General features: G+C 72.1%; 9 protein-coding genes. 1 reads left to right on the plus strand and 8 read right to left on the minus strand.

What is annotated here, in order from left to right; translation table 11 throughout:
* Window positions 1-69 precede the first annotated feature (69 nt).
* The 8 genes from mmuM to IF67_RS46000 form a co-directional block, all read right to left on the minus strand.
* Window positions 70-990, minus strand: coding sequence for a homocysteine S-methyltransferase (gene mmuM / locus IF67_RS0121650; protein ID WP_030988073.1), 921 nt, complete (start codon window positions 988-990; stop codon window positions 70-72).
* A 193-nt stretch (window positions 991-1,183) separates the two neighbouring features.
* On the minus strand, window positions 1,184-4,255 hold the full coding sequence (locus IF67_RS0121655) for a glycoside hydrolase family 2 TIM barrel-domain containing protein (protein WP_030988075.1): 3,072 nt from the start codon (window positions 4,253-4,255) through the stop codon (window positions 1,184-1,186).
* 153 nt (window positions 4,256-4,408) lie between these two features.
* Complete coding sequence (locus IF67_RS0121660; RefSeq protein ID WP_030988077.1) at window positions 4,409-5,572, minus strand: LLM class flavin-dependent oxidoreductase; 1,164 nt, start codon at window positions 5,570-5,572, stop codon at window positions 4,409-4,411.
* Between the two features lie 86 nt (window positions 5,573-5,658).
* Window positions 5,659-6,864: an SfnB family sulfur acquisition oxidoreductase gene (locus IF67_RS0121665; RefSeq protein ID WP_030988078.1), complete on the minus strand. Its 1,206-nt coding sequence runs from the start codon at window positions 6,862-6,864 to the stop codon at window positions 5,659-5,661.
* A 55-nt stretch (window positions 6,865-6,919) separates the two neighbouring features.
* A complete protein-coding gene (gene ssuE / locus IF67_RS0121670) occupies window positions 6,920-7,474 on the minus strand; it encodes an NADPH-dependent FMN reductase (RefSeq protein WP_030988080.1) in 555 nt (184 codons plus the stop codon).
* A gap of 107 nt (window positions 7,475-7,581) precedes the next feature.
* Complete coding sequence (locus IF67_RS0121675) at window positions 7,582-8,799, minus strand: acyl-CoA dehydrogenase family protein (protein WP_030988082.1); 1,218 nt, start codon at window positions 8,797-8,799, stop codon at window positions 7,582-7,584.
* A gap of 98 nt (window positions 8,800-8,897) precedes the next feature.
* Entirely contained in the window at window positions 8,898-10,070 is a 1,173-nt protein-coding gene (gene sfnG / locus IF67_RS0121680) for a dimethylsulfone monooxygenase SfnG (protein ID WP_107050265.1), read from the minus strand.
* A gap of 349 nt (window positions 10,071-10,419) precedes the next feature.
* Window positions 10,420-10,515, minus strand: a complete 96-nt coding sequence (locus tag IF67_RS46000; protein WP_324608891.1) for a putative leader peptide — start codon at window positions 10,513-10,515, stop codon at window positions 10,420-10,422.
* Between the two features lie 252 nt (window positions 10,516-10,767).
* Here IF67_RS46000 and IF67_RS0121685 point away from each other — a divergent pair, with 252 nt between their 5' ends.
* Complete coding sequence (locus tag IF67_RS0121685) at window positions 10,768-11,688, plus strand: LysR family transcriptional regulator (RefSeq protein WP_030988086.1); 921 nt, start codon at window positions 10,768-10,770, stop codon at window positions 11,686-11,688.
* Window positions 11,689-11,713: the final 25 nt, after the last annotated feature.

Below are 11,713 nucleotides of genomic sequence, written 5' to 3' on the forward strand. Positions count from 1 at the left end.
CGGCTCCGCTCCCGGGGTGGCCGTCGCGTCCGTGGCGGCCCGCCGGGCTCCCGCTACCGGGCCGTCCCGTCAGCGGCCGAGACCGGCCGCCAGCTCGGCGATGGCATCCGGGCCCACCCGGCAGCAGCCGCCGATGAGCCGGGCGCCGTCCGCGGCCCAGGCGGCGACCCGGTCCGCGCTGAACGCCGGGCTGCCGCACCAGGCCCGCGCCGCGGCGTCCCAGCTCTCCCCGCTGTTGGGGTAGACCACCACCGGCCTGCCGGTGACCTGCGCCGCCAGCCGCACCGCCCGGTCCGCATCGTCCGGCGCGCAGCAGTTGATCCCCACCGCGATCACCTCGTCCACGTCCGCCGCCACTGCGAACGCCTCCGCCAGCGGCTGCCCGGCCCGGGTGCGGTCGCCCGCGACGCTGTACGACAGATAGGCCGGCACACCCAGCCCGCGCACCGCCCGCAGCAGCGCACGGGCCTCCTCGGCGTCCGGCACCGTCTCCAGTGCCAGCACATCGGGGCCCGCCGCGGCCAGCACCTCCAGACGCGGCCGGTGGAACCGCTCCAGCTCGTCCACCGACAGGCCGTAGCGGCCGCGGTACTCGGAGCCGTCCGCCAGCATCGCCCCGTACGGACCCGCCGAAGCCGCCACATACAGCGGCCCGGCGACCCCGCCGGCCGACGCCCGCCCGGCCGCCTCGCGGGCCAGCTCCACGCTCCGGCCGAGCAGCGCCGCGGCCTGCTCCTCGCCGATACCGCGCCGCGCGAACCCCTCGAACGTCGCCTGATAGCTGGACGTGATCGCGACCTGCGCCCCGGCTTCGTAGTACGCCAGATGCGCCTGCACCACCGCCTCCGGCTCCTCGGCCAGCAGCCGGGCCGACCACAGCGCGTCGCTGAGGTCGTGCCCGGCTGCCTCCAGCTGGTTGGACAGCCCGCCGTCGAGGACGACCGGCCCCGCGGCGAGGGCGTCGGCGAGCGGCGGGGAGGTGCTGACCATGGTGCAAAGCCTCTCGGTGGTGCGGGACGCGTGGGTGCGCACGCCTCACCCCGGATCGTATCGCCGCAGGTGACAAGACCCCTGGCCGGAGGGGTGCGTCGCACGCACGGCGCGACGTATGGCACGGCGCGACGCGACGTACGGCACCGGCCGGCCGGCCACCCGGCGGCCGGCGCACGGTACGGCGCGGGATTCAGTGCAGCGACGAGAACACGAACGTGAACCGCGCCGGTGCCACCTCCAGCCGGTGCTGCGGCAGCACCCCCGGCCCGCACGACTGGCTGCCGATGCCGTGCTGCGCATGGTCGAGATGCAGCCACAGGCCGTCGCCGGGCCGCAGATCCGTGGTGTGGCGGGCCGCGGCCAGCTCCTCGACCGACCACCGGCGGGCGGTGAGGAAGAAGTCCGGATCGCCCTCGATCCGCAGGCCCGAGCCGTCCGTACGGGTCAGCTCCGCCCAGCGCACACCGGGCCGCGCACCGTTCTCCTGCGGCCGCACGTACGGCGTCTGGAGCGCATCCACCGGCATCGACCAGCGGCCGACCCGTGCGGCCGCCCGGGTGTCCGGATAGCCCTCCCCCGGCCCGCCGCCGAACCACTTCGCCAGCCCCAGGCTGCCGCACACCCGCATCCGCACCCCGAGCCGCGGCAGCGGAACCGGCCAGTCGCCCTCGGGCTCGACGCTCAACTCCAGTCGCAGCAGGTCCCGTTGAGCCGTCCAGCGGTAGACCGTGCGCAGCGCCAGCGGGGACCCGGCCGGGGCGACCCGGGACCGTACCACCACGGTGTCCGGGCCGGTCTCGACGGCATCGACGCGGTGCCGCATCCGGTGCAGGCCGATCCGCCGCCACTCGGTGGCCGGCCGCGGCCCCGGCTGCCAGGGGGCGGCCTCGTCGTTGTCGGTCGGCGCGCGCCAGACGTCCAGCCGGGGGCCGCCGATCCGGACGCCGTCCAGATAGGCCAGCGCCCCCGTGCCGGCGTCGAAGGTCCCCGGGCCGAGGACGATCACATTGCCCTCACCGCGGCGCGGTGCGGCGGTGGCCGCCGGGGGAGTGACGGCGGGGCGCGGTGCGGCCGGCAGCTGGCCCCAGGCGACCTCGTGCCCGGCCGCCGCCCATGCGCTGTCCTCGTCCAGCACGGCCCGGACCGTCCACAGCGCCTCCCCGTCGTCGCCCGGCTCGACCGGCGGCGTCGGCAACCGCACCACGGCCGACTCGCCGGGCGCCAACGGCGGCACCTCCAGCCGGCCGTGCCCGCGCAGCTCACCGTCCACCTCGTAGATCCAGCGGAAGCCGAGATGGCCGAGGCCGGCGAAGTCGTACAGATTGGTGATCCGGACCGCGCCCGCCGTGCCGTCCTCGTCGGTCCCGGCCTCGGTCTCGGCCTCGATCCGCACCGGTTCGACGACCTTCTTGAACTCCAGCAGGCCCGGGGAGGGCACCCGGTCGGGGAAGACCAGGCCGTCGCAGACGAAGTTCCCGTCGTGCAGCTCCTCGCCGAAGTCGCCGCCGTAGGCGTGGAAGACCTCGTCGGCGGGCGTCTGCTGCCGCAGCCCGTGGTCGATCCACTCCCAGACGAAACCGCCCTGGCAGCGCTCATAGCGCTCGAACAGCCGCTGGTACTCGCTCAGCCCGCCCGGACCGTTGCCCATCGCATGCGCGTACTCGCAGAGGAGGAAGGGGAGTTGGCGCCGCCGGGCGTCCAGCTCCGGGTCGGACAGCGGCGCCTCGGCGCGCTGCCCGATGCGCTCCACCTCGGCGTGGTCGGCATACATCCGGGAGTAGACATCGGTGTCGGCACAGCTGGGGTCGCCCTCGTAGTGCAGCGGCCGGGACGGGTCGCGTTCGCGCATCCAGGCGGCCATGGCGGACAGCCCGCGCCCCGTGCCGCACTCGTTGCCCAGTGACCACAGCACGATGCTGGGGTGGTTCTTGTCCCGCTCGACCATCCGCCGGGCCCGGTCGAGCAGCGCCGGCTCCCAGCGCGGGTCATCGACCGGATTGTCCCGCCAGCCCTGCCCGCCGAACCCGTGGGTCTCCAGATCGCACTCGTCGACGACCCACAGGCCCAACTCGTCACAGAGGTCGAGGAAGGCGGGGTGCGGCGGATAGTGGCTGGTGCGCACCGCGTTGATGTTGTGCTGCTTCATCAGCAGCAGATCGCGGCGCATCGTCCCGGGGTCCAGGGCGCGTCCGTAGCGCGGATGGAACTCATGGCGGTTGACGCCGCGCAGCAGGATCCGGCGGCCGTTGACCTTCAGCAGCCCGTCCTCGACGCGGACCGTACGGAACCCGATCCGCAGCGGGATCCGCTCCCCGGAGGTCACCAGCTCCCCGTCGTAGAGATGCGGCTGCTCGGCCGTCCAGGGGCGCACCGGAACGGTGGCGCTCTCGCCGGTCGCCAGATCGAGGCCGAGCGCCGGGACGGTCACCCGGCCGGCCGGTGCGCACTCCACCCGCAGGGTGCCGTGGCCGGTGACGTGATCGAACCCGGCGTGGACGAAGTGGTCGGCGACCGCACCCTCGGGACGGCGGTGGACCGCGACCTCCCGGAAGATACCGGGCAGCCACCACTGGTCCTGGTCCTCCAGATAGCTGCCCGACGACCACTGGTGGACACGTACCGCCAGTACATTGCCGCGCGGCCGCAGCAGCGCCCCCACCTCGAACTCGTGCGGCAGCCTGCTGCCCTTGAAGTGGCCCAGCTCCTGCCCGTTGAGCCAGACCCGGGCGCAGGACTCCACCCCGGCGAAGTGCAGCACCGCGGGCCCCTCACCCCACCCCTCGGGCAGATCGAAGACCTGCCGGTGATCGCCCGTCGGGTTCTCGTCCGGCACCCGCGGCGGATCGACCGGGAAGGGGTAGGCGGTGTTGGTGTACGCGGGCGCCCCGTTCGGCTGCGCCGTGCCGTTGCCCTCGTAGGAGCCTTCGGAAGCAAAGCGTCCCTGGAGCGCCCAGTGGCCGGGGACCCGCAGCTCCTCCCACTGTGCGTCGTCGAAGTCGGGCCGGGCGAACGACTCGTCCACGGCGGTGGCGCTCGCCGAGAGCCGGAACCGCCAACGGCCGTGCAGGGACAGCCGGGCGGCATCCGACCTCGGGTACCAGGCGCGCGGCGGCAGGACTCCGCTTCCCGGCGAGCGGTCCTCGTAGTACGGGGGGTTCCGGGGGCGGCCGGGGTGGTGCGATGCGCTGTCCGTCCCGTCGGCGGTCCGCGGGGGCTGTGCGTACGAGATGTGGTGCGGCGCGTGCTGCGAGGTGCCGGTCACTGGTCCTCCTGCTGCGGGCGGGGTGCCTGGCGGTGGGGGATCAGTTCAGCGAATCATGTGCGGCGGCAGGGCGCAGCCGGATGGGGAGGATTGGGCCAGGGCAGCGCGGCGGGCCGCCCGGCCCATGGCTCAGCGGCCCACCCGGTCGCTGCTTCAGCGGCCCACCCCGGCGGCGAACGGGACCTGCGCGGCAGCCCGGGAATCGTCGGCCCGCGCCGCCGGATGCCGCCACAGCCCGGCGTCCCGCAGCACCGGCAGCACCCCCTCCCCGAACCAGTACGCCTCCTCGACATGAGGGTGCCCGGAGAGGATGAACTCCTCGATGCCCAGCCGCTGGTACTCCACGATCCGCTCCGCCACCTCCGTGTGGCTGCCGACCAGCGCGGTGCCCGCCCCGCCCCGTACGAGCCCGATGCCGGCCCACAGATTGGGCGCGATCTCCAGCCCGTCGGTGCGGCCGCCGTGCAGCGCCAGCATCCGGCGCTGCCCCTCGGACTCGCTGCGGGCCAGCCCCGCCTGCACCGCACGTATCGCCTCCGGGCCGAAGCCGTCCAGCAGCCGCTGTGCCTCCGCCCAGGCCGCCTCCGCGGTGTCCCGGGTGATCACATGCAGCCGGATGCCGAACCGCACCCGGCGCCCGGCGCGGCCGGCCAGCTCCCGGATCCAGGCGGTCTTCCGCTCGACCTCGGCCGGCGGCTCGCCCCAGGTCAGATAGACGTCGGCGGCGCGCGCGGCCACCTCTCCGGCGGCCGGTGAGGACCCGCCGAAGTACACCGGCGGCACCGGATCGGGCACCCGGGCCAGCCGGGCGCCCGCCACCCGCAGCTGCTCCCCGGTGAAATCGACCGTCTTCCCGTCCCACAACTGCTTGACGATCTCCAGGAATTCGCCGGTGCGGGCGTAACGATCGTCCTTGTCCAGGAAGTCCCCGTAGGCGCGCTGTTCATGGCTCTCGCCACCGGTGACGACATTCAGCAGCAGCCGTCCGCCGGAGTGCCGCTGGAAGGTGGCGGCCATCTGGGCGGCCAGGGTCGGCGCGACGATCCCCGGCCGGAACGCCACCAGGAACTTCAGCCGTTCGGTCTCGCGGGCCAGCATGGCCGTGGTGAGCCAGGCGTCCTCGCACCACGCTCCGGTGGGGGTGAGCGCCCCTTCGAAGCCCAGGTCCTCGGCGGCGCGGGCGATCTGCGTCAGATAGCCGAGGGTGGCGGGCCGCTCGCCGCCGGCGGACCCGGTGGGGACGCCATGGCCACCGCCGACGACATGCCGGCTGTCGCCGTAGGTGGGCAGGAACCAGTGGAAGGTGAGGGAGGACATACGGGCTCCGAAGGGGAAGAGGGAGGAGGAGGGATGGGGGCGGGGCCGGTCGTCAGGGGCAGACCGGGGCGGGGTGGGGCCGGTCGTCAGAGCAGACCGTGCCGGGGCGGCCGGGTGCCGTTGAGGACGTACCGGCCGATGTGCTGCACCTTCCAGCGGACCGGGTCGTGCAGGGTGTGGGTGCGCGCGTCCCGCCAGTGCCGGTGAAGATTCAGCCCGTCCAGGGCGGACCGGGTCCCGGCCACCTCGAACAGCGCGCTGCCGGTCTCCACCGCTGCCTCCGCGGCCACCACCTTCGCCGCGGCCACCGCGATCGACGCCTCGGCGGCGGAGTCGTCGGTCAGCGCGAGCGCCGCGGCATCCACCGTCCGCGCCGCCGACGCCAGCAGCGACTCGGCGGCCCGCACCCGTACCGCCAGTTCCCCGAACCGCTGGATCAGCAGGGGATCCTCGGCCGCGCTGTCGAGACCGCTCTCGAACCACGGCCGGCTCTTGGTGCGGACGAAAGCGGCGGCCTCGGCCAGTGCGCCGCAGGCGATCCCGGTGTCGATCGCGGCATGCAGCAACTGGGCGACCGCACCGTGCAGTTGGGGGCCGCGAAAGGTGAGGTGATGCGGGACGACCCGGTCGGCCGGCACCGTCACGTCCTCCAGGTGCACGGTCCCGCTGGCCGTGGTCCGCTGGCCCATTCCGTCCCAGTCGTCGACGATCCGTACCCCCGGCGCCTCCCGTGGCACATACGCCACATAAAGCGCCTCATCCCGGCCGCGCGCCAGCACCGGGATCCAGTCGGCGAACAGCGCACCGGTCGCGTAGTGCTTCACCCCGCTCAGCACATACGAACCGTCCGCCGTGGACACCAGCCGGGTACGGATGTCCTGCGCATGCCGCGTCCCCGCCTCCGACTGGGCATTGCCCAGCCGCCGCCCCGCCAGCACCTCACCGAAGAAGAAGGCCTGCTGACCGGCGGTGCCCTGACGGCGCAGCACATTGAGGTACACGAAGTGGCTCTGCGGAATCTGGGACAGACTGGCGTCCCCGGTCGCCAGCAGGCGTACGACCTCGGCGAGCGTCTCGGTCCGCACCTGTGCGCCCCCGTGGGAGCGCGGCACGGTGATGGCCAGCAGTCCGCTCGCCGACAGCCGCGCCAGCTCGGCGTGCGGCAGTCGGCGAACGGCGTCCCGCTCCGCGGCACCGGCCCGGAACGCCTCGGCCAATTCGGCCGCGACCGCCAGGGCCTCGGCGTCATCGGAGATCACATGGGCGGTGGCGGGCCGCGCGGTAGCGGTCACGGTGCTGCCTCCAGGGGCGCGTCGAAAGGGCGGGGCGGTGGCGGGGGAGGCGGCGTCAGCTCGCGACGGACAGCAACCGGCTGCGCCCGAGCGCCCCGGAGAACTGGTCCAGAACCTGGTCGAGCCCTTCCCGCGCGCCGGGGTCCACGGTCAGGGAGCCGTCCTCCCGTACGACCAGATGCCGGTCGAGGACGAACCAGCCCTGGACGATGTGCGCGGCGCCCATGGACGACAGCACCGGCCGCAGCGCGTAGTCGATCGCCAGGACATGGGCGGTGCTGCCGCCGGTCGCCAGCGGCAGCACGGTCTTGCCCGTCAGCGCGTACTGCGGCAGCAGATCCAGCAGCGACTTGAGCAGACCGGAGTAGGCGGCCTTGTAGACGGGCGTGCCGATGATGACGCCGTCGGCACGGGCGAACAGTTCGGTGGCCTCGACAATCGCCGGATGGCCGAAATCGGCCCCCAGCAGGGCCTCGGCGGGCAGCTTGCGGACGTCCAGCGGAATGACGTGGTGCCCCTCGTCGGCGAGCCGGGCGTCCAGCTGACGCAGCAGACGGGCGGTACGCGAGGTCGCGGAGGGGCTTCCGGAGACGGACAGAACGGTGGCCATGAAGGGATCACCTCGAAGTGCAGGGGGAGAGAGGGAGAAGGGAGAGATGGGAGAGGGAGGCGATGAGCGCCGGGGGCGGGGCGGAGCGCAGGGAGCGGAGCCGGTCGTCAGGAGTACCAAGTCGGCTCGGGGAGTGCGCCGTCGAGCACGAACCGGCCGACCTCACGGCGCTTGTAGGCCACCGGGTCGTGCAGGGTGTGCGTGCGGACGTTGCGCCAGAAGCGGTCCAGGCCCTCGGCGGAGGCGGTGGACCGGGCCCCGGTCACCTCGAAGATCCGCTGGGTGACCTCCAGGGCCACCTCCGTGGCGCGCGCCTTGACGGCGGCGACCCTGACCTCGAACTCACCACGGTCCTGCTCCGTCACCGCGTCCGGATCGTCGTGCAGCCGCTGCCCCTCCTCGGACACCCGGTCGGCCAGCGCCTCGGCGGCCCACAGCTTGCCCGTCAGATCGCCGTAGATGTCGATGACGTACGGCTCGTCGGCCGCCCGCTCATGGCCGCCGTGCAGCCAGGAGCGCGCCTTGGTACGGGTGTAGACCGCTGCCGTCTCCAGGGCGCCCGCCGCGATACCGAGGTAGAAGTGGGCGAAGACCAGCTGGATGGTCGGTACGTTGAGGGTGTTGTAGACACGTGGCCGAAACGCCTTGTCGACGTACCCGGCGGCCGCGGACCACGGTGCCCGCACCCCGTCCAGGGTGACGCCGCCGCTCTCGGTGAGCCGCTGCCCGATGTTGTCCCAGTCGTCGTGGAACGTCAGCCCGGCGCTGTCGGACGGCACGATGGCGAAGACATGGTCGTCGGTGCCTTCCAGGACCCCTTCCAGCACGGTGACGTCGGAGACCTTGCTTCCGGTGGAGAACGACTTCCGGCCGGTGAAGACCAGGGTCTCGCCCTCGTCCCGTACCGCCACGTCCTTGTCACGCGGGTTGACCGCGCCACCGAAGAACCATCGTTGCCGGGCGGCCTCGGCCTCCACGTGTTCCCACTGCTCGCGGGTGCCGACCAGCCGCGCGGCCCAGTTCCACAGATAGTGGTAGCCGAGCAGCTGGCCGATGGACCCGTCCGCCTTGGCGACCTCCCGGATCACCCGGTACGCGGTCGGCCAGTCCTGGCCGGCGCCCCCGTGCGCGGTGGGCCCGAGAAGGGTGACCAGGCCGGAGTCCTTGAGCAGCTGGACCTCGGCATACGGGGTGGCGCCCGCGCGGTCACGGGCGACCGCGTCGGTGGCGAGGACGGCGGCGACCTCCGCGGCGCGCTCGATCCAGCCCTGCGGGCCTTCGGGTGCGGGCCGGGTGGCCCAGTCGGTCGGAGCGACGGTGCTCATATCAAGTCTCCCTGGATGGTGGGGTGGTAGGGGGGAGGGTGCGCTCGGGCGTTCAGGCGCTCGGACACCAGGGCGCTCGGGTTCAGGCGCTCACGCGCTCAGGGCCGGGCGGCTGCCGGAACCGGGCCGGACCACGGCGCCGCGCCCGCTCCCCGGGACGGCGCCTGCGCGCCCTCCTCCTGTGCCTCCAGCTCGCGCACCAGCGGCAGCACCCGCTCGCCGAAGTACTCGACCTCCTCCAGGTAGTGGAGGAACCCGAGCAGGAACAGATCGACGCCCAGCCGCTTGTAGGCCACGATCCGCTCGGCGATCTGCTCCGGTGTGCCGATCAGGCCCGTACGGAAGCCGTCGTTGTACTGGACCAGGTCCTCGAACGAGGAGTCCTGCCACATGCCCGTGCCGTCGGCCGTGGACTGTCCGGCCTGCTTGACCGCCGAGCCGAAGCCGTGCACCGCCTCGGTGTCCGCCTTGGCGATGATCTCCCGCAGCACGTCGCGGGCCTCGGCCTCGGTGTCCCGCGCGATCAGAAATCCGTTCAGCCCGAAGCGGGGGGCCGGCCGGCCTGCGGCTGCGGCCGACGCCCGGACGTCCGCGAGCTGCTCGGTGACGCCGTCGAAGTCCTTGCCGTTGCTGAAGTACCAGTCGGACACCCGGCCGGCCATCGCCCGCGCCGCGGTGGAGTTGCCGCCCTGGAAGATCTCCGGATGCGGGCGCTCGGCGGTGTTGAGCGGCTTCGGCTTGAGCGAGAAGTCCCGGATCCGGTAGAAATCCCCGGCCAGTTCCGCATGGTCCTCGGTCCAGATGGTGCGCAGCGCCCGGATGAACTCCTCCGCTCGCCGGTAGCGCTCGTCGTGCTCCAGCCACGGCTCCCCGAGCGCGCTGAACTCGCCCTTGAACCATCCGCTGACCACGTTCACCGCGAACCGGCCGCCGGAGAGCTGATCGGCGGTGGCACCGAGCTTCGCCAGCACACCCGGGTGCCACAGCCCCGGATGCACGGCCGCGATCACCTTCAGCCGCTCGGTGGCGAGCAGCAGCGCGAGGCTGAAACTCGTGGACTCGTGCTGGAATTCGGCGCCGTAGCTGGCCATATAGCGGACCTGGCTCAGCGCATACTCAAAACCGTTGTTCTCGGCCAGCACCGCCAGCTTGCGGTTGTAGTCGTACCCCCAATCGGTGCGCTGCTCGATGGTGCTGGTCACCAGGCCGCCACTGACATTGGGCACCCAATAGGCGAAGCGTGCGGGGCCGGGGGCGGGCAGGTCGGACATCAAGATCTCCAGGAGGTGAGGAAAACCGCGTGCAAGAACCACGCGCAGGAACTGCGTGCAGGAACCGTGTGCGGGAAGGCGGGCGTCATGAGATCGCGCGAGAAGCCGCGCGAGAAGCCGCGCAAGAAGGCGCATCTAAGTGAGTGCGCCCCTTCCGCACGGAATGGCGTGAGCAACTGCTGAATTCGGGTGCTGAATACAGGTGCTGAATGGGCAGAAGCGCACGGTCGGCGAGGTAGTGATCGCCGCGAAATGTCATTCCGGAAGGGAAGTCAACGACCGGTGCCGGCGCTCCCAGCCGTCAGCGGCAGCACTCTTCAGCGCTCGCTCCCGTCAGCACCAGCATTCGTCAGCGCTGCCGGCCGACACCGCGACAGAGCGAACTGGAGATCCGTGCGAGATCGACGTGACGCCGTCGGGTGAGCTGCTTTTGTTGCTGCTTCATGAACGTGCCACCTCCTCGCAAAAATTGCTCCGCGCCGGCCAATGGGCGACGGCTCCTGCGGTCTTTTCCGGTCCATGTGGCCGCCGCCCTGCCGAGTTTAGCGATCGAACTGCGAAGCGTCGATACGGCATAGGTGAAGTGGTGATAGGGTTCCCCTTGAACCGGAGGCAAGCTCCCCACCGAGAAGGCCTCAAAGGCGAGTGAATCCACCGAGGTTCACCATCGGTATCGGATCACCGGGGTGCGTATTCCGTGCGGATCGAACAACTCGAATACATAGCGACTGTCACCCGCCTCGGCTCACTGCGCAGAGCCGCCGAGGAACTCCATCTGTCCCAGCCCGCATTGAGCGAAACCGTCCGCAATCTGGAACGCGAACTCGGTGTGGACGTCCTCGACCGCAAGCGCTCCGGAGCGAAGATCAGCGAGGACGGCCGGGAGCTGCTGCCGCACATCATCGGAGTGCTCGACGCGGTCGACAAACTGCGCCGGGCCGCGGACGACCAGCACCACATCAGCCGGATGGTGCGCCTGGGCACGGTCAACGCCGCCACGGTTCCGCTGCTGGTCCCGGCCGTCCGCGAGTTCCGGACCGGGCACCCGCTGACCCAGGTCGAGGTGATCGGCGCCCAGCAGGCCGAGATCCACCGCGCGCTGCTGGAAGGCAGCCTCGACCTCGGCCTCGTCAACTACCTACGCGGTGACGACCTCCCACCGGACGTCCACACCACCGAACTCCTGCGGGGCCGCCCGGTGGTGTGCATCCGGCCGGACAGCCCGCTGGCCGGACTCACCGAGGTCTCGGTGACCGAACTGCTCGCCCAGCCGCTGATCGTGATGCGCTCCGGCTATGTCATGCACCGCTTCCTCCACCGGCTCCTCGAGGGACGTACACCCTCTTTCTCGTACTCCACCGACGGCGCCGAAATGGGCAAGCTGATGGTCGCCGAGGGCCTGGGCGCCACGGTCCTGCCTGACTTCAGCATCATCGGCGACCCGCTGGAACGCAGCGGCACCATCACTTACCGCCCGCTGGCGGCAGACCCCACCGACGTCCTGATGGTGATCCAGCGCCGCCGCTCCGGCTCGGTCCCGAAGGCCGCCCGCGATCTGCACGACCTCTTCGTACGACGAGCGGCCGCACACCCGGCGGCAGCCGAAGGCGGAAGCTGACCCGCCCCACCCCGTCACCCCGTCA

Origin of the sequence: Streptomyces sp. NRRL S-1813, from assembly GCF_000719605.1 — a bacterium.
In the GTDB taxonomy this organism is placed as follows: domain Bacteria; phylum Actinomycetota; class Actinomycetes; order Streptomycetales; family Streptomycetaceae; genus Streptomyces; species Streptomyces decoyicus.